This is a genomic window from Haloactinospora alba, assembly GCF_006717075.1.
GTDB lineage: Bacteria > Actinomycetota > Actinomycetes > Streptosporangiales > Streptosporangiaceae > Haloactinospora > Haloactinospora alba.
In genome coordinates, this window is record NZ_VFQC01000002.1 from 397,270 (window position 1) to 420,357 (window position 23,088).

The 23,088-nt window shown below is 68.6% G+C and carries 21 protein-coding genes; 4 read left to right on the plus strand and 17 right to left on the minus strand.

The window, feature by feature from the left end; all coding sequences use genetic code 11:
- Positions 1–9 precede the first annotated feature (9 nt).
- From cmr1 to FHX37_RS19475, 9 genes are all read right to left on the minus strand, one after another.
- On the minus strand, positions 10–1,245 hold the full coding sequence (cmr1, locus tag FHX37_RS19435; RefSeq protein WP_141925649.1) for a type III-B CRISPR module RAMP protein Cmr1: 1,236 nt from the start codon (positions 1,243–1,245) through the stop codon (positions 10–12).
- A gap of 13 nt (positions 1,246–1,258) precedes the next feature.
- A complete protein-coding gene (locus FHX37_RS19440; protein ID WP_141925650.1) occupies positions 1,259–2,848 on the minus strand; it encodes an NnrS family protein in 1,590 nt (529 codons plus the stop codon).
- Between the two features lie 8 nt (positions 2,849–2,856).
- On the minus strand, positions 2,857–3,831 hold the full coding sequence (locus FHX37_RS19445; RefSeq protein ID WP_141925651.1) for a hypothetical protein: 975 nt from the start codon (positions 3,829–3,831) through the stop codon (positions 2,857–2,859).
- Positions 3,824–4,849, minus strand: a complete 1,026-nt coding sequence (gene cmr6, locus FHX37_RS19450; RefSeq protein WP_141925652.1) for a type III-B CRISPR module RAMP protein Cmr6 — start codon at positions 4,847–4,849, stop codon at positions 3,824–3,826. Before cmr6 ends, FHX37_RS19445 begins: the two co-directional genes overlap by 8 nt.
- A complete protein-coding gene (locus FHX37_RS19455; protein ID WP_141925653.1) occupies positions 4,839–5,315 on the minus strand; it encodes a type III-B CRISPR module-associated protein Cmr5 in 477 nt (158 codons plus the stop codon). The genes cmr6 and FHX37_RS19455 overlap by 11 nt, the downstream gene beginning before the upstream one ends.
- Positions 5,315–6,316 (minus strand): type III-B CRISPR module RAMP protein Cmr4, encoded by a 1,002-nt coding sequence (gene cmr4, locus FHX37_RS19460; RefSeq protein WP_141925654.1) that lies wholly within the window; start codon positions 6,314–6,316, stop codon positions 5,315–5,317. Before cmr4 ends, FHX37_RS19455 begins: the two co-directional genes overlap by 1 nt.
- Positions 6,316–7,407 (minus strand): type III-B CRISPR module-associated Cmr3 family protein, encoded by a 1,092-nt coding sequence (locus tag FHX37_RS19465; protein ID WP_141925655.1) that lies wholly within the window; start codon positions 7,405–7,407, stop codon positions 6,316–6,318. The genes cmr4 and FHX37_RS19465 overlap by 1 nt, the downstream gene beginning before the upstream one ends.
- Positions 7,404–9,233: a Cas10/Cmr2 second palm domain-containing protein gene (locus FHX37_RS19470; protein ID WP_170181648.1), complete on the minus strand. Its 1,830-nt coding sequence runs from the start codon at positions 9,231–9,233 to the stop codon at positions 7,404–7,406. Before FHX37_RS19470 ends, FHX37_RS19465 begins: the two co-directional genes overlap by 4 nt.
- Positions 9,234–9,731: 498 nt before the next feature.
- A complete protein-coding gene (locus FHX37_RS19475) occupies positions 9,732–10,391 on the minus strand; it encodes a TetR/AcrR family transcriptional regulator (RefSeq protein ID WP_141925657.1) in 660 nt (219 codons plus the stop codon).
- 93 nt (positions 10,392–10,484) lie between these two features.
- On the opposite strand from FHX37_RS19475, the gene FHX37_RS19480 reads away from it, so the two are divergent.
- Together FHX37_RS19480 and FHX37_RS19485 are read left to right on the plus strand one after the other, a co-directional pair.
- The gene (locus FHX37_RS19480) at positions 10,485–11,225 is read left to right on the plus strand and encodes an SDR family NAD(P)-dependent oxidoreductase (protein ID WP_141925658.1); all 741 of its coding nucleotides are present in this window, start codon (positions 10,485–10,487) and stop codon (positions 11,223–11,225) included.
- Positions 11,226–11,391: 166 nt separating this feature from the next.
- The gene (locus FHX37_RS19485; RefSeq protein ID WP_141925659.1) at positions 11,392–12,021 is read left to right on the plus strand and encodes a DUF1707 and DUF4870 domain-containing protein; all 630 of its coding nucleotides are present in this window, start codon (positions 11,392–11,394) and stop codon (positions 12,019–12,021) included.
- Positions 12,022–12,066: 45 nt separating this feature from the next.
- Here FHX37_RS19485 and FHX37_RS19490 read toward each other — a convergent pair whose 3' ends face one another.
- The gene (locus FHX37_RS19490; RefSeq protein WP_141925660.1) at positions 12,067–12,639 is read right to left on the minus strand and encodes a hypothetical protein; all 573 of its coding nucleotides are present in this window, start codon (positions 12,637–12,639) and stop codon (positions 12,067–12,069) included.
- A gap of 259 nt (positions 12,640–12,898) precedes the next feature.
- Between FHX37_RS19490 and FHX37_RS19495 the strand changes: the two genes are divergently transcribed.
- The gene (locus FHX37_RS19495) at positions 12,899–13,426 is read left to right on the plus strand and encodes a peptidylprolyl isomerase (RefSeq protein ID WP_141925661.1); all 528 of its coding nucleotides are present in this window, start codon (positions 12,899–12,901) and stop codon (positions 13,424–13,426) included.
- Between the two features lie 11 nt (positions 13,427–13,437).
- Positions 13,438–14,340 (plus strand): rhomboid family intramembrane serine protease, encoded by a 903-nt coding sequence (locus tag FHX37_RS19500; protein ID WP_211351964.1) that lies wholly within the window; start codon positions 13,438–13,440, stop codon positions 14,338–14,340.
- 88 nt (positions 14,341–14,428) lie between these two features.
- Here the strand turns inward: FHX37_RS19500 and FHX37_RS19505 are convergent, their stop codons facing one another.
- The 7 genes from FHX37_RS19505 to FHX37_RS19535 all read right to left on the minus strand — a co-directional run bounded on the left by FHX37_RS19505 (position 14,429) and on the right by FHX37_RS19535 (position 23,025).
- Positions 14,429–14,683, minus strand: a complete 255-nt coding sequence (locus FHX37_RS19505; protein WP_141925662.1) for a cell division protein CrgA — start codon at positions 14,681–14,683, stop codon at positions 14,429–14,431.
- A 142-nt stretch (positions 14,684–14,825) separates the two neighbouring features.
- Positions 14,826–16,634: a Stk1 family PASTA domain-containing Ser/Thr kinase gene (gene pknB / locus FHX37_RS19510; RefSeq protein WP_141925663.1), complete on the minus strand. Its 1,809-nt coding sequence runs from the start codon at positions 16,632–16,634 to the stop codon at positions 14,826–14,828.
- A 107-nt stretch (positions 16,635–16,741) separates the two neighbouring features.
- Entirely contained in the window at positions 16,742–18,325 is a 1,584-nt protein-coding gene (locus tag FHX37_RS19515) for a serine/threonine-protein kinase (RefSeq protein ID WP_246062447.1), read from the minus strand.
- A complete protein-coding gene (locus FHX37_RS19520) occupies positions 18,322–19,758 on the minus strand; it encodes a peptidoglycan D,D-transpeptidase FtsI family protein (protein ID WP_141925664.1) in 1,437 nt (478 codons plus the stop codon). Before FHX37_RS19520 ends, FHX37_RS19515 begins: the two co-directional genes overlap by 4 nt.
- Positions 19,755–21,155 carry an FtsW/RodA/SpoVE family cell cycle protein gene (locus tag FHX37_RS19525; protein ID WP_141925665.1) on the minus strand — a complete coding sequence of 467 codons (1,401 nt, stop codon included), beginning with the start codon at positions 21,153–21,155 and terminating at the stop codon, positions 19,755–19,757. Before FHX37_RS19525 ends, FHX37_RS19520 begins: the two co-directional genes overlap by 4 nt.
- A complete protein-coding gene (locus tag FHX37_RS19530) occupies positions 21,152–22,543 on the minus strand; it encodes a Stp1/IreP family PP2C-type Ser/Thr phosphatase (protein ID WP_141925666.1) in 1,392 nt (463 codons plus the stop codon). Before FHX37_RS19530 ends, FHX37_RS19525 begins: the two co-directional genes overlap by 4 nt.
- On the minus strand, positions 22,540–23,025 hold the full coding sequence (locus FHX37_RS19535; RefSeq protein ID WP_141925667.1) for an FHA domain-containing protein FhaB/FipA: 486 nt from the start codon (positions 23,023–23,025) through the stop codon (positions 22,540–22,542). Before FHX37_RS19535 ends, FHX37_RS19530 begins: the two co-directional genes overlap by 4 nt.
- Between the last annotated feature and the right edge of the window lie 63 nt (positions 23,026–23,088).

Sequence of the window (23,088 nt, forward strand, 5' to 3'; positions counted from 1 at the left end):
CGGTCCCTCCTATGAATAGGGGGACTCTTCGGAGCTCATGCGGTCGATCCACTCAGTGGTCCGTTCCACGACGTGGTGGTGGGTGACGTTGAGGGGCTGTTTTCTACCGCCTCTGTCGAGCATGATCGCTATGTCGTCCTCCCCCGCGAGGTACTCGTTGTGGAACGCGAAGGAGAAGACCTTCCACTGGTCGTTCTCCCGGTCGCAGACGAAACGCAACCACAAGGGGGAGGCGCGGCGAAGGGGAGCGGATCCCTTGTACGCCGTCGCTGTCATCGTTTTTTTGAACTGGACCGGGAGTCCGAACGCCGCGAGTGGGAAGTCGTTGTTCTTACCCTCCTGTACGACGTCCCGGTACTCTGCCGTTTTGATCTTGGGCTGGTAGTCACTGTGGGAACTGCGGTTGTCCACAGGGGCGCGAGCGCGACGGAACTGCTCCCCGGTGTACGCGGCGATCCCCGTGAGATCGTCGGCGGTGTGGGCGCTTATCCCGGCACGGGTGTGTTTGCTGCTCAGTGTCGGGTACCGTGGGGGAGCAGTTGACTCATCGGGAGCGGAACCGGTGGCACCGTGGAACCGGTCGATGAGGGCGTCCAGGCTGTCGAGGGACTCCGCGATGACTCCGTGTGGGGAGAGGGAGCCGGTTTCGGCGACCTTGACGTAGTGGTCGAGGTTCGGACCGAAGGTCTCCGCCGCCCTGTCCCGCCATATCCCGGGAAGGGGACCGGACTTGTGGGCGGCGCGCAGCCCGCCGAAACCCCGCCGGACACGGCCCCCCACACCACCGTAGGCGCACACGAGCCACAGGGAGGCGATAACCAGGGTGTCGATCGTGTCGTCGCCGCTGAGCTTGACTTTCAGAGTGGTGGTCTCGCCCGGGCGAAGCGACACGTTGTGGAGGGACACCCCTCTTTTCCCGGCGGTGTTGCTCTGTTGTCCCCAGAGGTAGGCGATCCAGCGCGCTCTCTCCGCCGTTCCGGTGTCCCAGGTGTAGTTCCCGTTGTCGTTGCTCTTGTTCTCCGGTACGACGCGCATCCGGACCGGGCTCGGGCACCCTGTGGTCCCGAAGACCCTGTCCTCGAGCGCGCGCAACGTTGTGAGGTTCGCACCCACCCGGTGTCCGGCCAGGGCGCGGAACCAGAAACGCATCGCGCCGCGCAGCGAGGAGACGCGGAACGCCGCGTGCAGGTCGTCGCCGTTGAGTACCGGTGTCGTGGTGGTAAGGCGAAACGTCGTCCAGTCCATGGCAAGTGCCTTTCTAACGCCCGCCACGCCAGCGGACGTGGGTGAGCGGGGCGGTGATCGGCCGGTCGTCCCACAGGATCTGGGAGAACACGCCGGAGGCGAAGCATCCGGCGGTCGCCAGCAGCAGTACCCGCCACATGCCGTGCGAGGCCCCGTCCGTGCCGTTCCAGACACGCAGCAGTTCGTCGCCGTTCTCGGCGAAGGCGGGAGCGACGGCGCTCATGCCGATCACGGCCACGAGGGAGGAGTGCAGCAGGGCGACGAGGCTGACACCGGCGACGCGTCCGAGGATGGTGGCGTGGCGCGCCTCCCGCCACGTACCTCGGCTACCCGCGGAGACGTTGTGGTTGCGTCCCTGCACGAGGAGGTAGCCGACGGTGGCCGTTCCCAGAGCGGCCACGGCGGGAAGGACGAACCGCCACGACTCTGCCGCCTGCTGCCACCACCACGGGTTGAGCGCGATGAGGGGGATCAGCCCGAGCGCGGCGGCCGCCGGGATGCGTAGGAGCCACGCCAGCGCCCAGGTGTGGCCGAGGAGGAGGACGCCGGTCCCCACAGCGGCGTAGCCGACGAGCGGAGGCACCCAGGACCATCCGTTCGGGAACAGGGCCAGCGTCGTGAAGGTGGCGGCCGGGACCAGGACCGCGCCGAGTATCGCGCAGGCCTGCCCGAGGTGCGCTCCTCGGGCAGCGCGCAGCCCTCCCAGAACCGTTCCCAGCGCGAACCTGGGCAGGAAGTGGCGTTCCAGCACGTCCGCGAACACCATGCTGTCGGCGGTGGTGGGATGGTTCCCCATCTCCGTGCGACCGTTGCCGCGGAGAACGGAACGGGGGAGGGAGAGGGGTCCCTCCCCGGATCTGCCGTTGCGGAAGGCGACGGTGCGGAGCTCCCTCTCCAGCTGGCCCGCTGGCACACGGGCGAGGATGGGGTACTCCTGGTGGGAGTCGAGGTAGGACAGCCAGATGGCTCGCGCCTCACGTGCCCGGGAGACCGCCGTCTCCCACGTGTTGTACCCGAACACTCCCGATTCCTCGGTCGGTTCGTTGGAGGTGTCCCGGCTCCCGGAGGTGGTGGGGGACTGTTCCGGTTCTTGCTGCCGAAACCGGATGGGGTGGGAGAGGACGAGGAAGCGGTTGCGGGCTGCCAGCGGCGCGAGGTAGCCGTACTCGCTTCCGGACTCTCCCGAGCTGGTGACCTCCCACACCGTGTCCAGGAAGACAGCGAGGATCCGCCAGACCTCTTGGTCCTTGTCCTCCAGGCCCACGGCATCCTCCGGACTGCGTCCTCTCGCTGTCGCGATCTCGCGGAGCAGGAAGGCCGGGCGTTGGGTGCTCCACCAGACGAGGTCCTTGTCCCCCAGCAGGGTCCGGCGTAGTGAATCCCTCGTCGCCGGAAAGGTCTGCGGCGCCCTTTGCTGTCCGCAGTCTATCTCCTGCGTCATCTCCAGGATGGAGTCCTTGACTCTTCCGCGGTCCCTAGCCAGCTCCCCGATGCTTTTCTCGCTGTTCTCCTCGATCCCGTTCCCCGGTTCCCGCTGTTCCGGGTCAGGGAACCTTATTCCGCCCTCCAGGTCCTGGAGGAGCGAGCGGAGGTAAGGTGTCAATTTATTCTTTATCTCGTTATCTCCATTATCGCCTCTCCGAAGGGGGTGAGCCGGTATGTTTCCGTTGGTTTACCCGATGGGCCGGTGCTCTCATGCCTCTCGTATGCGAACCCTTCGAAGCTTCGTTTTTGTGAGTTCGGTTTTCTCGCAAGGAATCCGTCCGTGACTTGGCCTATCTCTTCGAACATCGCCTCGCGGTTGACCGAGCGCAGCGGGATCGGGATCGGCCCGCCTCGCTCCGAGTGCTCGTGCAGCATGTAGGCTTCGACGTTGTTCGGGCTTGTCGCCGTGCGCAGGGCTTCGGCGAGTCCCTGGAAGTGGGGGATGTAGGCCTTGAACCCGCCGGAGAGGTGGAAGGTGAGCACGGCGTTCCTTTCGGGGCGATGCGCGAGCATCTCCAACAGCCCCTTTCCCACCCTGCCGAGTTGGCGCATCGCGCGGCGGAACTGCTCCGTTGCCGCGATGTCCAACTCTGGTATCCGCGCTATTGTCACGTGGTGTTTCAGCTCGGGAAGGTTCTCCGCGGGATTGGTCAGGTAACGGACTCTTCCCCTTTCCCCGCCCGTGAGTGCCAACGCGCTCCACAGGGCGGCGTACTTGGCGCTGGCAGAGTCGCTGACCAGAAACAGAACGGTGTCCCGGTCCTTCAGCCGGATTCCACCGGTGACGCTTCGGAATGTGGAGAGCTCCGCTGTTGCATCCGTTTTGAGGCGGTTCGGCGGAAGGAAGTCGTTCAGTTTTTCCAGACTCTTTGTGTTCTCGGTTTCTTTTTTTTCGAGGAAGTCGTTTATGCGTCCCTCTGTGGTCTGCTCGCTCTCTCGGTCCTCCGTAGGAGAATTGTGGGAGAGTGAAAGCTGCTCAGAGAATCTCTTAAATTCACTCCATCTTACTCCTCCCTCGTCGGTGAGTCTCGACGGTTCATTCCTCACGTTGTTCCACAGGCTCACCCCGACAGGGATGACGTGGATTCTCGTCTCAGCCATCTCTCTGCTCCTCGCAAATGCAGAAGTACCCGTACCCGGCCGTCGTGCGGCCCCCGAGCCCCAGGTGCTCGCCCGCGTACTGGAGGCAGTCGATCGCGTACCGCGTGTGCTCTTCGCTGCGGCCGAGCAGGTCGATCCGAAAGCTCCCGGACACGGAGAGGAACGGCGCGGGTTCCGGTTGGTGGTGTTCGGCGGGAGGGACGAGCGCGACACCACTGCCGTCCGCGATACCCAGCCCGTCGGGATGCGCTCCGGGAGTCCGCTGGTAGTAGCTTTTCTGGTGCGGTGTGATCACGTCCTCGTGGACATAGACGTTCCCGGGATCCGGGAGGGCGTCGAGGAACCGGACACTCCCTTGTTGGGCACCCACGTGCTGGTCGTCGGGGCGTGGCGTTCCGAACACCGTGCGGATCAGCTCGGGGGCGGAAGGCTCTTCCCGCCCGACGGTGGCCTGTGTGGTGTCCGCTGGTGAGCCCTCCGCCGGTTCCGCCGCCTCCCGTGCGGCCGCGGCGGCTACGCCTTTCAGCGCGGAACCGGGCAGTATCGGGAAACCGTAGGTGCCGTGCAGCGCCAGTCCCGTCTCCCACGGTCCGTACTCCAGTCCCAGCCCGATCGCTATCCGCCACTCCGCCACAAGCCGGTACCGGGCGAACGTCCGGGGAGCGGGGGAGGCGCCGTTCGGTGCCGTGGCGGGAGGGCGCTTCCAGGTGTCGAGGAACGCCGCGCGGCGCTCGTGCAGCCGACTCAGCAGGAGGGATTTGTCGGAGGTCATCCTCCCTCTCGCTCCGAGCGCGGAGACGCTCGCCCACTTCCGGACGCGGCTCTCCGGCGGCGTTTGGCCGGTCCGGGAGCCGTCCTTCCCTTCCTCCGTGTCGAACGCGAGGCGACGGGTCACGACGAGGGAGTTCGTGTCGTCGCGGAGAGGGGAACCGTTGTAGGTCAGTCCGTTGTCGGCCAGGTCCACGACTTTTCCGAACGGGCCGTGCACATCGCTGGGCCTCTGCCGCCTACTCCCCATCCTGGCCGCCTCCGTCCGTGTCCGGTTCGTACAGCGCGTCCGCGAGCCGCCGGAGCCATGTCGCCAGCTGGAGGACCTCCGCCGAGAGCCGGGCGTACTGGCTGGGGGTCACCCGGTTGGTGGCGAGTTCTCGCAGCAGCCACGCGGGATCGCCGTGCTTCTCCGGGCCCTTGCTGTCCGGCAGTAGCTTTTCCTGCCGAACGTGTTCGGCGATCACGACGCTGAGCTGGCGGTAGGCGCGCGCGACCTTGTCGTTCCCGTTGCTCTTAGCGACGAGGAAGGCGTACGTGGCGGCGAACCCGCCGCCGTGCAGCCGTTGCGGAAGCGCCCGCATCCGGGTGCGCAGTGTGTCCCCGACCCGGGGTTCCGCGTCCTCTGGTGCGTTCTCGTCGAGACTCGCGCGCAGGACCCGCAGCGCCTTCTCGGCCATCCCCCGGTCGAGCCGCCGGACATGGTTCTCCGCCATCAGTCCTCACCACCGACCGTGTGCGCCCACACCAGCCCCTTGCCGGTGGTTTCGTGCCCGCCGAGCTGGAGAACCCTGCCGTTGAGCAGTTCCCGGAAGATGTCCTGCAGGGCCTTGTAAGATTCGGGGTCGAGCTGTCCCCGCTCCTCCCGGAACGTGACCACGCTGGCGAGTAGGCTCTCGGCGGGCAGGTACTCGCTGGTGAACGGGCCGTGCCGCACGGTTTTGGTCTCCGGGGAGAGCTGCACCTGCACGGACTGCTCCGTGCTTTCCCGCAGCACCTGGTCCATCACGTCGGAGTGCAGCAGGAGCAGGTCTGTGGACATCTTCTTCCCGAAGAAGTGCATCGGTGCGTGACCCGCCGGAGTTTCGCTGCTCCCGGTGGTGCCGTTCACGTCGGGGGCTCCCAGCGCGTCGCCGCGCAGCAGGGACGCCCATCGTGCCAGCGGGTTCGTCCCGTCCGTCCCCTCTGGCTGCGTCAGCGGTACCACACAGGGACCGAGTACATGCTCCGCCCCTCCGGACGTGGTCCAGCTGTCGCAGGTTGCGTACCCCGTGCCCGGGTACGGTTCGTCGGGTACGGATGGGAGGTCGGCGGCCCTGCCGATACGCTGGTACTTGCGCGCCAGTCGGCCCAGGGCCAGTCCGGAGGTGGCCCAGGCGAACGTGTGCTGCAGCGTCGGAACCGGCATGGCAACGAGCTGCGCGTCGCCGACAGTGACGACACCGGCCGCCGGATCGGTCTCGCGCCTGCCGTCCCCGGTGAGGTCGGGGCCGAAGGCGTGTTCCAGATAGCTGCGCTGCGGACTCTCATCGTGGCCGGGGCCCAATCCCTGGTCCCGGGCCAGCTGGCGCAGGGCGCCTTTGAGGCTCTGGCCCCAGATCACCGGGTAGCCGGTTCCGGCCTCTCGCTGGATCGGCAGGTCCAGCCCGTCCCCGCTCTCCGACGCGCCCGCGTGCAGCGGGGACTCGGCGTAGAAGTACACCAGGAAACTCGTCATTACCACACTCCCGTCAGAATGACCCCGAAACCCGCCGTGTCCAGACGCGTCTGGTCGTCCTGCCGCAGCGTCCGTCCGTGCCTGCGGTGCGCCCACTCGCCGGCCGCGGCCTCGTCCGGGAACCGCAGCAGGTAGACCGAGCCGGCGGGGACGGCGGGGAACAGGGTCGTCGTGTCCTCGAACTTGCCGTGACCGGGCGAGCCGGTGGTGATGGGCTGCGGCGGGCCGAGCGCCGCCGCGACCACCTCGGCGTGTGGCTCCAGTGGTGGAAGCCATCCCTGCTCCCAGACGGCGGGAGTGGCGACGTACACCAGCACCCGGCCGCCGGGGAACGCCGGGGGCGGGGACGGCCACGCGATTCCCTCCGGAGTGAGCAGGTCGGCCAGACGGCGCATCCCGCCGAACTGGACGAGGGACGGCAGCTTCGCCGGATCCCCCGGAAGGTCCGCGCACTCGGCGGCGAACATCCACCCCTCGCCGAGCCGCCAGTGCACCGACTCGTACAGCATCCCGTGCCGCGCGGTCTTCTCCGGGGTCAGCGCCAGGCCGGTGCGGACCTCCTGGTGCATGGGGGGAGAGGGCGGGACGTCGAGGTGCGCCCGACGGGAGGGCTCCTGGGAGCCATGCAGATAGCCCTCGAGCGCCGGTCCGGACACCCACTCGTCGATCGGTTCCGCGCCGGACAGCTCCGCCGGAGGGAGTAAGGGGCGCAGCCGTGGCCCTTCCGGTCCGGCCGCGTGGTCGAGGTCGGTAGACACCTCGGGCCGGGACTCGTCCGGACGCATCCGGTGGGCCTCATCACGGTCGCGGCTCTCGGAGACCAGATCCCTGGGGGCGGGAAAGTACGGCTCCCATCCCTTCGTGCTCCGGTATCCCACCAGTACGGGGCCGCGCACGGCGCCCGGCTCGCTGCGCGCGCCGTAGGCGTCGCCGCACGCGGCTCCTACAGCACCCGCCACGGTTGAGGGAGTGGGACGCACGGTCTCGGCGCGGCCGCCGGTGCCGCCCTGGAAGGGGCGCCCGTCCCGAACGTGCACCGTGTCGTGCGGCCGTATTCCTACCCATACGGTTTCCTGGGCGGACCCGCTCATCGCACCTCCTGCTTCAGGAACACCGCTATCCGGGCGGCACGCACCGGGACCTCGTCCCTGCCCCGGGCTTCCCGCAGGTTCCACAGCGCCTCGTCCGCCTCGCTCGCGAACTGTCGGACGTGTTCCGCTCCCGCTGTGCCGTCGGAGTACACGTGACGTTCGATCAGCCGCCGTATCTCCCGGCGGGCGGTGCTCCCCGCGTGCGGTTCCCCGCTTCTCAGCAGGCCGTGGAGCTGTCCTGCGCTGCGTTCCAGCTCGTGTACCAGGGTGGGGGAGAGTTCCATCGGCCGCTCGCCGGCTCGGGGGAGGAACACCTCCAGGGAGGAGGTCGGACCGTCCTCCCACCGCCCGACGTGCCGGTCGGAAGCGCTGGAGCTGCGCAGGTACTCCACGGACAGGCCGTGCTTGAGTTCCCTCGCGTCCTTGGCCGCGGTGAGCCCCTCGCGGGCCCGGCGCAGTGCCAACTGCAGCGGGACGGCGTGGTGGAAGAACAGCAGGGCCGTGCTGGGGGTGGGCAGGTCGCCGGGAACCTCGTCGTGGCACCGTCGGGCCGCGTGTAGCGCCGTGTCGGCGGGGAGGAGCGCGAGGAGGTCGTCTCCCCCCGCGTAGACGACCCGCCCACGCACGTCCGGGTCCTCGACGGCCGCTCGCTGCCTGGCGGCGAGTGCCTGTAGACGTTGGGAGACGAGCCGGTGCTGGGCTGCGCTCACCTGCGGGCGGTCCATGCTCGGGTCGAGGGGATGGCCGGACAGGTAGCGACCCATGGAGTCCAGGTCCTGGACGAGCACCGCGAGGTAGGCGCAGGGAGGGGACGGGGGGAGGGTTTCGCCTGATCCTCCCTTCCTGTGGTGCCCCAGGAGCTCGGTGAGGTGTGCGGCGGCGGCCCGACCCTGCTGTACCGCGTCGGTGAAACCGTCGTCCAGCGGGTTGCCGTGCTTCTCGCCGTGTTTGCGCCGAAGTCCGTGCAGGTGCCAGGTTTCCGGGTACACCCAGATTCCGGCCTGACTGCGCAACCACGTCCCTGCCGTACGCCCCTGGTCGGTGTCCGGTTCCGGTATCCCCGGTACGGGGGTGTCGTTGGAGGGGTCAGGGTCGACCTTCCGCGCCGCGTCACGCAGCTCGCGCACAGCCTCGCGCACCCGGGAGTCGTCCCAGCGCCGCAGTACCTCCGCGCGGAATCTGGAGGAGGAGAACGCGTTGGTCGGAGGGAAACCGAGTTTCCCTCCCTCCAGACGCGGCCAGCAGCGTTTCACCCAGTTGGGGACACTGAGCTGGTCGGCCTCCACGGTTCGGTGCCGAGGCATGTGCGGGGAGGCGGGCCAGTGCGGACTGAGAGCGCACACCCCCTGCCGTTTGGCCTGGAACGGGGAGAAGTCGTTGACGTTCTTGCGTCCGGCCAGCCTCTGCTGGGCGATTTCCCACTGTCGGGGATAGCCACCGGGCTGAGGTGGGACGCAGACCCAGGAGAGCCTCGGCCATTCCGGGACCGAGCCGAGCTCGCGCTCTCCGAAGACTTCGCGTACCCACGCTCTCCAGAGCTGGTCGGTGCTATGCGCGGCGGCTGCCGCGATCGACGCGCCTTCCCCTGCCGGAACGAGTGCGACGACACGGTTGGACATGCCGTCCATCACGACAGGGCTGCCGTCGGAAGGCGGGGAGGGGAAAATCAGCTCGTTACGGGGGGAGCCACGGAATTCCTCGGCCGCTTTTCCGGCGAGCGACATGACGATCCGACTTCCGGAGTACAGATCGGCGGTGGTGCGGGACTCGGTGATGAACCGTTGCACTCCGGAGAGGTTCAGCAGTACGAGATCGCGTTCGTCCATGCGCGGCGCTCCAGTGGGGGGTGGCCTTTCCTGGTGTCCGAATGCGCCGCTGTCCGGGGAAACCATGCGTGCTGTCGAACCGCGTGCCCTGGTGGAGCCGTCCCGAACACGTTGAAGGGGGCGCGAGTGGGTTCCGTTTCCTCGGAAAACAGCGCGCTTCGGCGGAGGGGTGTTTCGGTGTGGACTCCCAGGTCAGGATCGGGGGGTATTTCCTTGACTTGCTGGAATGGCGGCTGTTCCGGGAGTGCCGCTCCCGTGGGAATATTATGTAATCTTACACTGCCATCCTCGTTTTTGTTTGGGAAATCGCCGCATCTTCACATTTCGGACGCCAGTGTGGACGGAACCGGTTCGGCCGGTTCCGTGGGCGTTGTTTCTTTCGTCGTTGTGTCTTCGTTTCCCGTGCGCGGAGCGTGCGCCGGGTTGCTCGCCCTGGCAGGGGCGAAGGGGTGTGTGTAGGCCACACCGGGCCGGTGGGGTAAAGGCCTGAGTACCTCCTCAGGCCGTTCCCTGGTCGGTGCGGGGGACGTGTTCCCCGTCCCCGACGTCGTGGCGGCCGTGCGCCAGCCCCTCCCAGGCCAGCATGGCGCCGTCGATGACGGCGTGCGCCGTCGCGCGGGTGCACCCGTCCCGGGCCTGGATCGACAGTCCGTGCAGCACCGTCACGTAGTAGGAGGCCATGGTGGTGGTGTCCGCCTCCGGGGGCAGGTCGCCGTCGGCCACCCCCTGCTCCAGCCGGTGGAGCACCTTGTCGTACACCTCACCCCGGCACTCGGTGAGGTGGTGGCTGATGCGCTCCTCACCCGGGGGGAGGTTGAGTCCGGACAGGACCACCATGCACCCCGGCGGTGTGCTGGGGTGCAGATAGGCCTCGGCGTTGTCCCGCAGCATGGATTCGACAGCCTGGCGCGCGCTCGGCGCGGTGAGGGCGTTGTCCGTGGGGGAGGTCGTCCCGCTGGCGTTGTACAGCTCGACCGCCTCGCGGAATATCGCTTCCTTGCTCCCGAACGCCGCGTAGAGGCTCGTCGACGTGATGCCGATGGCGTTGCTCAGCAGGCTGACCGACGTGCCCGCGTAGCCGTGTGTCCAGAACAGCTCCATCGCGGTTCGTAGCGCCGCGGTCCTGTCGAACTGGCGCGGGCGTCCCCGTCCCGGCATGGCACCCCCGTGAGCTGCTCCCGTTGACGTCGGTGTACTCCCATGCTACCAATTATGTATCGACCGATACATAAATGTGGGTGGAGGTAGAGCATGAACCCGATCCAGGGCAAGGTCGCACTCGTCACCGGTGGAAGCAGGGGGATCGGCGCGGCGGTCGCGGAACGCCTCGCACGGGACGGCGCCGATGTCGCGCTGACCTACAACTCCTCGGCTGACCAGGCGAAGGAGGTGCTCGCCCGGGTGGAGCAGGCCGGCCGTCGGGGGAGCATCCTCAAGGCGGACGCCTCCGCCGCCGAGGACGTCACGGCCGCTGTCGAGCGGACCGTCGCCGAGCTGGGACGGATCGACATCCTCGTGAACAACGCCGGCATCTTCCTGCTGGGTCAGATCGACGAACTCACCCTCGCGGACTACGACACCACTATGGCCGTGCACAACCGCGCCGTTTTCGTCGCGACCCAGGCCGCGGTGCGGCACATGGAGTCGGGAGGCCGGATCATCAACATCGGGAGCAACCTGGCGGAGCGGGCGTCGTTCGCCGGCCTCAGCCTCTACTCCATGAGCAAGTCCGCCCTGGTCGGCTTCACCAAGGGGCTGTCCCGGGACGTGGGGCCGCGGGGGATCACCGCGAACGTGGTGCACCCGGGCTCCACCGACACCGACATGAACCCCGCCGACGGCGGTGCCGCCGACGGGCAGCGGGCACTGACCGCCCTCGGGCGCTACGGCGAGCCCGGGGACATCGCTGCTACGGTCGCCCACCTGGCGGGCCCCGGGGGTGCCCAGATCACCGGCACCGAGATCACCGTGGACGGCGGGGCCACCGCCTGAACCGGGTCACCGGCCGTGCCTGATGGGAAAGGGGCACGGTCGGGCCAGGGTTGGCTCAGGGATGATCCCCGATGTCGTAACCGGACGGTAGGGCGCATGATGGAAGGGGAAGTACATCCGACCGGGGCCGCGCCAGCGGCGACGCGGCAAGCGGCAAGGAGTGAACGTGGCAGCGCACGATCCGAGGTCCCCCCTGGGACCGAACGCCCCCGGAAGCTCAGCGGCGCCCTACCGTTCCGGAACCTCCGGCAGCGCCTACCTGCGGTTGACCCACGCACAGCGGGACGAGGCCGCGGAACAGATCAAGACGGCCTACACCGAGGGCAAGCTGGACGAGGCGGAGTTCGAGGAACGGCTCGACCTCGCGATGGCGGCGAAAGTCCACGCCGACCTGGAACCGCTTCTCGGCGACATAGCTCCCGCCCCGCAACAGACCTTCCCGTCACCCGCCCCCGCCGACGCGGGCCCGCGCAGCGGGAACGAACGGCTCGCGGCAGCGGGGAGCCACGTGTCCGGCTATTTTCTCTCCGCACTGGGGCCGCTGCTGGTGCTGCTCGTGAGTGACAGGAGTTCCACCTTCGTCCGCCGCCACGCGACCGAAGCGCTGAACTACCAGCTCACCTTCGTCGTCGCCTCGATCGTGCTGCTGGGGCTGTCCTGGTTGATCCTGCCGCTGCTGGCGTGGCTGTTCCTGTTCCTCGGCTGGATCTTCCTCCCCGTGGTGGCGGGGGTGGCCAGCCTCGCCGGCGGGAAGTGGAAATACCCGTTCACCTGGCGACCCGTGCAGAACGACTGACGCCGACCCCCGGACACGTGGTTCCGAACGGGGGCCGGCGTCGTGTCACGTGGTGGCCTGCCCGTTGAGGTTCCCTGCCTCCGAGGGGCCGCGGCCGTCCCCGTCGCCGGCTCCTCCGTCGCCGGCGACGCGCTCCTTGGCATCCCTGGCCTTGGCGGCGAGCTGTTCGCGGGTTTCGCGCACCTGCTCCCTGGCCTGGTTGAGGTTGGCCTGCCACTCCGCGTCCTGGGACGCCTGGCGCAGCTTCAGCGCGCCGTAGCAGGCGGCCGCTCCGACCACCGCCACGCCGGCGATGACGGCGGCACGCGGAACGCGGCGCCGGGTCTTCCGGGCCGCGATGATCCCGCGCCGTGTCCGCCTCGGTTCCACTCGTTGCGCGGTGGAGGAGAGGAAGTCAGCCACACGGGGAGCCACGGTGTCCTCGACGCGGTACGCGGCCATCTCCAGACGCGGCGCGGTCCAGTCCCGCGCCTGGTGGATCCGCTGGCTCGCGGTCTCCCTGGCCTGGTCGGCGTAAGGGCCGAGGTTCTCGGTCTTGTCACGGGCAACAGCACCAAGGCGGGACAGTGCCGCCTCGGGCTGGGCACTGCGTGTACGGCATTTCCGTGTTATGGGCACGGTGACCTCCGTTTCTCTCAGGATCCAGGCTGCACCCTGCCCATTGGTGCGTGTCCTACGCATCAGGGCGGGTAGTGCGACGCGAAGGAGTTATCCGTACGTTATCTCAGCATACGTCCTGTCCGTCCGATAGGCGGGGGATCGACACGCCACGGCCCGGGGGCGGCGAGGTCGGCCTCCCACGAGGTCACGAGCGCGGTTGTGCTGGCGGTGACGGGTATCGTGGACCCGTCAGTAGTCACAACGGAAAGGTCCCCAGGTGTCCGACGCCACCGGCCAGCCTCGCGCTCGGCTGAACACCACCATGGGAACGATCGTGGTCACGTTCTTCCCGGAGCAGGCCCCCGAAACCGTGGACAACTTCATCGGCCTGGCCGAGGGAACGAGACAGTGGATGGACCCCCGCACGGGCCAGCCCACCAACGCGAAGCTGTACGACGGCACGATCCTCCACCGCGTCATCGAGAACTTCATGGTCCAGGGCGGGGACCCGCTGGGCAACGGCCGCGGTGGTCCCGGCTACACCTTCAAGGACGAGTTCGACGACTCGCTCAGGTTCGACCGCCCCTACCTGCTGGCGATGGCGAACGCGGGCCCGGGCACCAACGGTTCGCAGTTCTTCATCACCGTGGGAACCCCTGACTGGCTCAACGGCAAGCACACTATCTTCGGCGAGGTCGTCGAGGGAACGGACGTGGTCGACCGGATCTCCAAGGTCCAGACCACGCCCCAGGACCGCCCGGTGGAGGACATCGTCCTCTCGTCCGTCGAGATCGAACGCTCGTAGGGGCGGCGACGATGAACGACTCCCCGCGCGCCGAGTCCGACTCCGGGACGGAGTCGGTTCCCACCTGTTTCCGGCACCCCGACCGGGAAGCCTACGTCCGGTGCAACCGCTGCGAGCGGCGCATCTGCCCGGACTGCATGCGGGAAGCCCCGGTGGGGTTCCACTGCGTCTCCTGCGTTGCCGAGGGGCAGAAGAGCGCGCGGGGAGCGCGTACCACGTTCGGCGGCAAACCCGTCCGCGGTCCCTACGTCACGTGGACCGTGCTCGCCCTCATGGCGGCGGGGTTCGTCGCGCAGCTGACAAGCGCGTCCACCCCGCTGGCCGCCGCCCAGAGTCCGCTGGTGCGGACACTGGGCATGTGGGGGGTGGGCATCGTCGGCGCCGACCAGTGGTACCGGCTGCTCACGGCGGCGTTCCTGCACGGCAGTGTCTGGCACATCCTGTTCAACGGCTATGCCACCTACATTCTGGGGCCGCAGTTGGAGCGGTGGCTCGGACACGGCCGGTTCGCCTGCCTGTGGCTGCTGAGCGCCCTGGGCGGTTCCGTCCTGTCCCTGGCGGTGACACCCGCACAACTGTCCATCGGCGCCTCGGGGGCCGTCTTCGGGCTGTTCGGCGCGCTGTTCGTGCTCGGCAGGCGGATGCGCGTCGACATCAGGTTCGTGCTGGTCCTGCTGGGCATCAACCTGCTGCTGACGTTCGCCGTCCCCCAGATCTCCTGGACCGGCCACATCGGGGGTCTCGTCTCCGGCCTGGTCCTGGGCGCCGCCTACGCCTACCTGCCGTGGTCGACCGGGCGGTTGGGCGAGCAGACAGCCCGGCGGACCCGCCTGCACGCGGCGGCGACCGCGGCGTACGCGGTACTGCTCGTGGTGGTCGCGATCGCGTCCGCCACCGTCGTCTGGCAGATCTGACCCGACCACCGCGCACTCCCGGAACGCCGGCGGGCGCGGCCGGAGGGCCGCCGCACAGAGCCCGGCGGTTGTGCGGCGCGGTCTTCGGTCAGTGCCAGCGGGTGGACAGGATGACGCAGATGATGATGCCGCCGAAGCCGACGAGCAGGTTCCAGTTGCCCAGGTCACTCATGTAGGGGATCTGTGTACCGGCGATGTAGTACACCGCGATCCACAAGATGCCGAGTATGCCGAAGGTGAGCATCGTCGGCGCCAGCCACCGAGGGCTGACCTTCGGTTTCTCCGACGACGGCGGCGGGGTGTATACGGCCTTCTTCTTGCGATCGTTGCGGGACTTGGGCACGGTCGCTGCTCCAAAACGAATCGGCCGGAACTCGTCTACACGGTTCCCAGTTTACGTGTCACTCGCGCGTTCGCGGTCCGCCGGCGGGATGCTACCGCCTCGTGGGACCATACCGCCGGCGGGATGACGGAACTGCCACCTCTCAGGGGAAGACCCGGTTGCGTTCCTCCCCGTTCCCGTTTCCGTTTCCGTTGTCGGGGAACGGGTCGGTGGGATCGAACCCGGAGTCGTCACCGTTGCCCCCGTCGTCGGTGGGACTCTCCGGCGGCTGGTCGGTCGGGCTCTGGGTGTTCTCGTCGGGCTGGGTGGCCACCCGCACGGTGACGGTGCTTCCCGGGTCGACCTCCGAGCCGGGCTCCGGGTCCTGGCCCAGCACCCGGTCCGGTTCCACGTCGCCGTTCTCCTCCTCCTGGAAGTCGGCGCTCAGCCCAGCGTCGGAGAGTTCGGACTCGGCCTCCTCGCGCGTCATCTCGGAGAGGTCGGGGACCGACACCTGCTCGGGGCCGTCGGACATCCACAGGTCCACCCGGGTGCCGGGATCCGCCGACGATCCCCCCTCGGGGTCGGTGCGGACCACGTTTCCCTCGGCCACGGAGTCGGAGGGCTCCCTGGACGACGAACCGATCTGGAAGCCCTGCTCCTGCAGTTCCCGGACGGCCTCGTCGCGGGACATCCCCTGGACGTCGGGAACCTGCGCCTCGCCGGGCCCCTCGGAGACGACGAGCGTGATGGTCTCGCTCTCCTGGACCTCCTCGCCCCCCTCGGGGTCGGTCCGGATGACGTCACCCTCGTCGACGTCGTCGTGGTTCTCGCTCTGGGACTCGATGTCGGAGAAACCCTCGTCCCGAAGGCTGTCCTCGGCCCGGTCCTCCGCCATGCCGACGACGTCGGGAACCTCCGTTCCCTGTGGGGGATCCTGGTTGAGCATCCATCCCGCGAAAACGAGCGCGCCCAGGACCGCCAGGGCCAGAATGACCCACAGCACGGCGTGGAACCCGCGGCGGCCGCCGCGGTCCCGGCGGGGCGGCCCCTCGTCCCCGCCGTCGGCAGGGGGGAGGGTGCTGGTCTCCCCCGCGGCGGCGGGAACCGCCATCGTGCTCGCCGCGGTCTGCATGCCCTGCAACCCGCGCTGGATGTCCTCCCGCATCTCGTCGGCGCTCTGGTAGCGCTGGTCCCGGTCCTTGGTCATGGACCGCAGCACCACCTCGTCCAGCCACTCCGGGATCTCCGGGTCCTCCTCGCCGGGCGGGACCGGGTCCTCACGCACGTGCTGGTAGGCGATGGACACGGGGGAGTCCCCGGAGAACGGGGGATGGCCGGTGAGGAGCTCGTACAGCACGCACCCGGTGGAGTAGATGTCGCTGCGCGCGTCCACCCGCTCGCCGCGCGCCTGCTCCGGGGACAGGTACTGGGCGGTTCCGATGACCTGCGACGTCTGGGTCATCGTCGCCTGGTTGTCGTCCGTTGCACGCGCGATACCGAAGTCCATCACCTTGGCCTCGGCCTGCTGGGTCAGCATGACGTTGGCCGGTTTGATGTCGCGGTGGACGATGCCGTTGCGGTGGCTGTACTCCAGGGCCCGCAGGACACCGTCGATGATCTCCGCGCAGCGTTCCGGGAGGAGGCGCCGGTCGTCGTCGAGGAGTTCCTTGAGGGTGCGGCCCTCCACGTGCTCCATGACGATGAACGGGATGTCCACCTCGTCGAGGGTGTCCTCGCCCGTGTCGTACACCGCGATGATCGAGGGGTGGTTCAGCGACGCGGCCGACTGCGCCTCGCGCCGGAACCGCGTTTGGAACGTGTGGTCGCGGGCCAGGTCCTGGCGGAGCATCTTGACGGCGACCGAGCGGTCAAGACGCAGGTCACGCGCGTGGTAGACCTCGGCCATGCCGCCGCGCCCGATGAGTCCGTCGAGCTCGTAGCGGCCACCGAGAAGCCGGGGCTGAGACATGTCGTGAACTGTTCCTCGTATCTTCGTGGTGCCCGGGGTGGGGTCGGGCCACCTGGCGAGTGTCGGGTGCGTACTGTTCTAGGCCCCGCCCTCCCCCGTCCTATCTTTCATGCGCCGCTACCGCTACCGTCACCACCGTCGCCGCCGCCGTCGGTGTCGTCACTGCCGCCGCCGTCACCACCGCCGTCGTCGGTGTCACCGGTGCCGCCGTCGCTGTTGTCGCTGCCGCCATTGTCGCCGTTCTCCTCCCCGGTGCCATCACCAGGGCCCCCGGTATCGTCCGAGTCCCCCTGGTCGGGAGGGGGGTCCGACGCTTCGTCGGTGGAGTCCGGGGAGGACGACTCGTCGTCCGCCGGCGGGGAGTCGTTGTTGTTGTCCGGTTCCGCCGGCGGTTCCGCGTCCGGACGGTCGTTCCCACCGTCGTCGTACTGCGGCTGGTCCGTTTCCGCCGGCGATTCCCCGGATGGGCTCTCCGGTGCGGACGTCTCGGAGGAGGGTGCCGATCCGCCCCCTCCCGCGGGGCTCTCCCCTCCGTCTGATCCGCCCCACGTCCGGCCCGCCCACACCGCCCCGAGAGCGACGAGCGCCGTCACCGCGAGCGCCGCCAGGATGAGCGGCAACCTCGTCCGGCGGTGGGAATCGGACCGTTGGGCGAGCCTACCGGACGAGGCGTCCCTGTTCTCCGCGGCTGTCCCCATGCCGGTCGCGGTGGCCGCGTGGGGGTGGGTGGCCGGGCCGCCGTCCTCGGCGTCGGTCACCATGGTCGCGTCCGTTGCCGGGCCGGATGCGGCGGCCTCCAGGGCGCTCGTCGCCGCGGCGGAGGCGAAACCGCCGGCGCCGCGGATCTGCTGGGCCAGCTGGGCCACCTCACCGGCGGAAGCCGGACGGTCCTCCGGTGACTTCGCCAACGACCGTTCCACGAGGTTCCCGAGGTGTTCGGGAATATCGGGGGGCAGCGGCGGCGGGGCCTCCCGGGCGTGGGCGAGCGCCAGCGCCAGGGGGGTGTCCGCGGTGAACGGGGGGCGGCCGGCCAGGCACTCGTAGGCCACCACCCCGAGCGCGTAGATGTCGGAGGAGAACGTCGCCGAACCACCGGAGGCCTGTTCCGGGGAGATGTACTGGGCTGTGCCCATGACCATGCCGGTCTGGGTCAGGGTGACGGACTGGTCGCCCCGGGCGATGCCGAAATCGGTGAGCTTCACCGTGCCGTCGTCGGTGACCAGCAGGTTCCCCGGCTTCATGTCCCGGTGGATGACGCCGCGCGCGTGCGCCGCGGCCAGCGCCTGGGCGGCCTGGCCGACGATGTCCAGGGTAGCGCCGGGGGGAAGCCTGTCCTTGCGGCCCAGAATGGAGGACAACGGTTCGCCGGAGACGAGCTCCATGATGAGAAAGGCGCGTTCGTCCTGCTCACCGTAGTCGTACACCTGGGCGATCCCGGGGTGGGACAGCCCGGCGGTGATGCGGCCCTCGGTACGGAAACGCTCCCGGGAGGTGGGCTCGGCCATCTTGTCCGGGTGCAGGAGTTTCACCGCGACCGACCGGCTGAGCAGGGTGTCGGTCGCCCGCCACACCGTGCCCATGCCACCGGACCCGATCTGCTCGTCCAGCCGGTACCGGCCGCTGAGCAGGGTGCCGGTGAGGTCGTCGCCGGGACCGGTGGGGCCCGGAGCGTCCGCGCCGTTCTCGCTCACTCGTCGATCACTGCCTCCATCATGTCCCGCGCGATCGGAGCGGCGACCTCACCGCCGCTGACACCTCCGTGCTCCACCGCGACCGCGGTGGCGATCTGGGGGTCGTCGGCCGGGGCGAACGAGATGAACCAGTTGTGTGAGTCCCCGCTGTTCTCCGCGGTCCCGGTCTTGCCGGCCACCTGCATGCCGGGAATGGCGCCCTTGGGGCCGGAGGCGTCCTCGCCCTCGGTGACGCGGATCATCATCTGGGTGAGGTCGTCGGCGGTCGAGGAGCTCACGGCGTTGCTGTAGACCTCCGGGGCGGCCTCCTCGATCGTGGTCAGGTCGGAGTCCTGGACCTTGTCCACCATGTAGGGCTTCATCACGTCCCCACCGTTGGCGACGCCGCTGGCGACCATGGCCATCTGCAGCGGGGTCGCCTCCACGTGGGCCTGGCCGATGCCGGAGCGGCCCAGGAAGTTGCGGTCCTCCTCCCGCGGGTACTTGCTCGGCGTCACCGGCAGCGGGGTGTTGAACTCCTCCTGGTTGAACCCGAACGCCTCCGCCTGCTCGGTCATCTTGTCCGTGCCCATCTCCATGGCCCAGTTCGCCATCGAGGTGTTGCAGGAGATTTCTATGGAGTGGCCCAGCGTGTCGGGGTCGCCGTCGTTGCAGGGACCATCCCACGCGTTGGGCAGGTCGCCGCCCAGGTCGATGTTGGCGGGCGCGTCCATGGTGGAGTCCGGGGATGCGCCGTTCTCCAGGGCCGTGGCGGCGGTGACCACCTTGAAGGTGGAGCCCGGGGGGTAGCGCTGGTTCAGCCCGCGGTTGAGCAGCGGTTGCTTCTCGTCGGCGGACAGCTCCTCCCAGTTCTCGGCGGCGGCCTCCGTGTCGTCCAGGCCGACGACGCTGTTCGGATCGAAGGTCGGCACGGAGACGGAGGCGAGCACCGCGCCGGTCTCCGGGTCGAGGGCGAGCGCCGCCCCGTTCTTGCCGGTGGCCCGCAGGCCGTCCAGAGCGGCCTGCTGCACCTTGGGGTCGATGGTCAGATCGACGCTGGCGCCCTTCTTCTCCTTGCCGGTGATGGTGTCCATGAAGTTGGAGACCGCCAGCCGGTCGTCGGAGCCGTTCAGCAGCGAGTTCTCGTACTCCTCGATCCCGGTCTCACCGGAGGGCCGGAACGTGCCGACCACGTGCGAGTAGAGTTCGCCGTCCTCGTACTTGCGCTGGTAGTTGTCGCTCTCCTCGCTGAGCGGTTCCGAATACGCGATCTCCTCACCGCCCGCGATGATCGGTCCGCGCTGCTGGTTGAGCCGGTCGACGGCGCGCCGCGTGTTCTCCGGGTGCTCCCGGAGCCCCTGCGCGGCGAACGCCTGGATCCAGGTGACGTTGACCAGCAGCACGCCGAAGAGCGCGAGGGCGAAGATCGCGAGTCGGCGGATGGGCTTGTTCATCGTGAGATCACCTGGGTAGCGCCTTCGTCTTGGATGGATTGCGGGGCGGGTTTACGCGCGTTGTTGCTCATCCGCATCAGCAGCGCGAGCATGATCCAGCTCGACAGGAGGGCCGACCCGCCCTTGGCGACGAACGGGATGGTCGCACCCGTCATCGGGATGACCCGGGTGACGCCGCCGATGACCACGAACGTCTGGAACGCCATCAGGAACGAGATGCCGGAGGCGAACATCTTGATGAAGAGCTCCTTGGCGGCCAGCGCCACCCGCATACCGCGCTCCACCAGCAGCGCCAGGCACAGCAGCATCACCATGACGCCGGTGAGTCCGAGCTCCTCGGCGAAGCCCGCGAAGATGAAGTCGTTCTGCACCTCGAAGACGCGGGCCGGTTGCCCGCCGCCGAGGCCGGCACCGGTGATACCGCCCTCGGCCATGGCGAACAGGCCGCGGACCAGCTGCTGGCTGTTCGCGCCGACCTCGCCGTTGAGCATCTCCTCGGAGAACGGGTGCAGCCAGCTGTCCACCCGCACCGAGAAGTGGTGCACCAGCGGGTAGAGCAGGAAGCAGGCGCCGAGGAAGGCGGTGACGCCGATGATGACCCAGGAGGAGCGCTGGGTGGCGACGTAGATCATCGCGAGGAACGTCCCGAACAGCATCAGCGACGTTCCCAGGTCGTTCATCAGCAGCACCATCACCAGGATGGAGAAGCCCCACATCACCGCCATGGGGGCGGTGTCGCGCATCCGCGGCAGGTCGATGACCTTCACCGGCCCGACCTTGACCTGTTTGCTGGCCAGCGACAGCACGTCGCGTTTGATCACCATGTAGCCGGACAGGAAGACCACCAGGGCGATCTTGGCGAACTCGGACGGCTGCAGGGTGGTGATGCCGATGTTGATCCACTGCCGCGCGCCGTTGACGGTCTGTCCGAGCCCCGGAACCAGGGGGAGGAGGAACAGCACGACGGCGCCCACCGCCATGATGTAGGGGTAGCGCTGCAGGGTGCGCGGTTCCTTGAGGAAGTAGACGATGGCCGCGAACGCGCCCATGCTGACGGCGGTCAGGAGCAGCTGGGGCATGGCGCTGCCCTCGTCGGTGCGGTCCGCCGCCTCGAAGAGCCGCCACAGCATGACGATGCCCAGACCGTTGAGCAGTGTGGCCAGCGGCAGCATCAGCGGGTCGGACCAGGGGGCGAAGAACCGGATGAAGAAGTGCACCAGCACCGCGGAGCCGCCGAACACCAGCGTGTAGAAGAGGAGGCTGGGCGGCATCTCGCCGTTGCGGATCAGGCTCGTCGCGATCATCGCGGCCACCGTGACCGCGACGGCGAACAACGTCATCATCAGTTCGGCGTTGCGCCGTTTGACCGGTGGGAGCGCGGTGGATGCCTCGCTCATGGCCGTCCTCCTGCGCTGTCGGCGGGAAGCGAGCGGGGTTCGTGCTCGTCGGCGGGGGACTGCTCCTCGCCGTCCGCGGACGGCTCGTTGCGGTCAGCGTCCTGCTCGCCCCGGCCGCAGGACTCGGGGTCCCGTTCGCACTCCTCGGCTTTCGCGCGCAGTTCCTCGACCCGTTCGGACGCGTTCTCCTCGCTGTCGGCGGGAATGGTCTCGTCGACCGACTTGCGCTCGTTCTCCGGGAGCATGTCCAGGGCGACGCCGGTGTCCTCGACCTGCTCCGACAGGCTGTAACCCGCGACGTCGGAGTCGATCCCCTGGTGGATGGCGACGTTCTCGCCGTCCTCGGAGGGGCCGATGAAGTACTGGCTGTCGAGGTAGCGCGTACCGAAGTAGTAGCCCGCGCCGACGAGGACCACGGCCGCGGCCAGGAACGTCACCACCATCGGCCACCACCGGCGGGTGCGCGGCTGGGTGCTGTCCTTGGAGTCCTCGGAACTCTCCGGCGGGTCGTCGCTGGGCATACGCTGCATCTCGGCGGTGTCGCCGCTGCCGCGGTTGAGGCCCTGCGCGCGGCCGGCCGGAGTGTCGGGCGTCATGGCGGGTTCGTCACGCTGGTCGGCGGCGCCCGCGACGGCGGCCTCGTTCTCGGGGGGAGGCTCGTTGGTGGTGTCGACGATGTCGGCGACGACGGCGGTGATGTTGTCCGGACCGCCGCCGCGGTTGGCCAGGTCGATGAGGCGCCGTGCGGTGGCCTCCACGTTGGTCTCGGTCGCCAGCGTCTCGTGTATGGTGCTCTCGCTCACGACGCCGGAGAGCCCGTCGGAGCACAGGAGGAAACGGTCCCCGACCTTGGCCTCGCTGACGGAGATGTCGGGGTCGACCTCGCTGCGTCCGTCCAGCGCGCGCAGCAGCAGGGAGCGCTGCGGGTGGGTCGCGACCTCCTCCTCGGTGATCTTGCCCTCGTCCACGAGGGTCTGCACCAGGGTGTGGTCGTGGGTGATCTGGCTGAACTCACCCTCCCGCAGGAGGTAGGCCCGGGAGTCGCCGATGTGGATCATGACCATCCGCGACCCGGTCCACAGGAGGGCGGTCAGCGTGGTGCCCATGTTCTCCAGCCAGGGCTCGTCCCTGACTCGCTGGGCCAGTGTGCTGTTGGCCTGTTCGACGGCCTGTTGGAGGGAGGTGGAGACGTCCTCGGCGTGCGGCACGTCCTCGTCGAGCGGCCGCAGGGCGGAGATCGCGATGGCGCTGGCGATCTCGCCGCCCGCGTGTCCGCCCATCCCGTCGGCGACCGCGAGGAGGTGCGGTCCGGCGTAGGCAGAGTCCTCGTTGCCTTCGCGGAGGCATCCCACGTCGGAGTGCGCCGCGTATCTCAGAGCGATTGTCATTTGCGCAATTCCAGGACGGTTTTGCCGATGCGGATGGGCTGTCCCACCGAAACGGCCTGGGGGCCGGTCAGGCGCTGCTGGCCGAGATACGTACCGTTCGTCGAGCCGAGGTCCTCCACGACCCAGCGACCGTTATCCGAGTAGATGCGCGCGTGCCGACCGGACGCGTAGTCGTCGTTGATGACCAGCGTCGAATCCTTGGCCCGGCCGATGGTGATCGGCTGGGAGGTGAGGTTGAGGGTGGTGCCGGCGAGGGGGCCCTTGGTGACAGCGAGGGAGCTGGGTTCGTTCCGTTTGCTCCGGGAGGCTCGCGGAGCGGACTGTTCGCGCGGGGCGGGTTTGGGTTTGGAGCTCTTGTTCTTCTTCTTGTCCGGGGAGGGCCCGAAGAGGTCGGTGCGGATAACTCCGACCGTCATGAGCACGAACAACCACAGCACCGCGAGAAACGCGATCTTGATCAGCATGATGGTCAAGTCGGACATCGAACTGTTCTTCGTCCCCTGTCGTGCTCCGGTCGGGTGGTCGTCGTCGCCGCGGCGTCGTGT

Coding starts and splice junctions, on each gene's coding strand:
- FHX37_RS19465 (WP_141925655.1), bottom strand. CDS start 7,407: ATGAGCGGGTCCGCCCAGGAAACCGTATGGGTAGGAATACGGCCGCAC.
- FHX37_RS19470 (WP_170181648.1), bottom strand. CDS start 9,233: ATGGACGAACGCGATCTCGTACTGCTGAACCTCTCCGGAGTGCAACGG.
- FHX37_RS19520 (WP_141925664.1), bottom strand. CDS start 19,758: ATGAACAAGCCCATCCGCCGACTCGCGATCTTCGCCCTCGCGCTCTTC.
- FHX37_RS19480 (WP_141925658.1), top strand. CDS start 10,485: ATGAACCCGATCCAGGGCAAGGTCGCACTCGTCACCGGTGGAAGCAGG.
- FHX37_RS19500 (WP_211351964.1), top strand. CDS start 13,438: ATGAACGACTCCCCGCGCGCCGAGTCCGACTCCGGGACGGAGTCGGTT.
- FHX37_RS19530 (WP_141925666.1), bottom strand. CDS start 22,543: ATGACAATCGCTCTGAGATACGCGGCGCACTCCGACGTGGGATGCCTC.
- pknB (WP_141925663.1), bottom strand. CDS start 16,634: ATGTCTCAGCCCCGGCTTCTCGGTGGCCGCTACGAGCTCGACGGACTC.
- FHX37_RS19535 (WP_141925667.1), bottom strand. CDS start 23,025: ATGTCCGACTTGACCATCATGCTGATCAAGATCGCGTTTCTCGCGGTG.
- cmr1 (WP_141925649.1), bottom strand. CDS start 1,245: ATGGACTGGACGACGTTTCGCCTTACCACCACGACACCGGTACTCAAC.
- FHX37_RS19525 (WP_141925665.1), bottom strand. CDS start 21,155: ATGAGCGAGGCATCCACCGCGCTCCCACCGGTCAAACGGCGCAACGCC.
- cmr6 (WP_141925652.1), bottom strand. CDS start 4,849: ATGGGGAGTAGGCGGCAGAGGCCCAGCGATGTGCACGGCCCGTTCGGA.
- FHX37_RS19445 (WP_141925651.1), bottom strand. CDS start 3,831: ATGGCTGAGACGAGAATCCACGTCATCCCTGTCGGGGTGAGCCTGTGG.
- cmr4 (WP_141925654.1), bottom strand. CDS start 6,316: ATGACGAGTTTCCTGGTGTACTTCTACGCCGAGTCCCCGCTGCACGCG.
- FHX37_RS19475 (WP_141925657.1), bottom strand. CDS start 10,391: ATGCCGGGACGGGGACGCCCGCGCCAGTTCGACAGGACCGCGGCGCTA.
- FHX37_RS19455 (WP_141925653.1), bottom strand. CDS start 5,315: ATGGCGGAGAACCATGTCCGGCGGCTCGACCGGGGGATGGCCGAGAAG.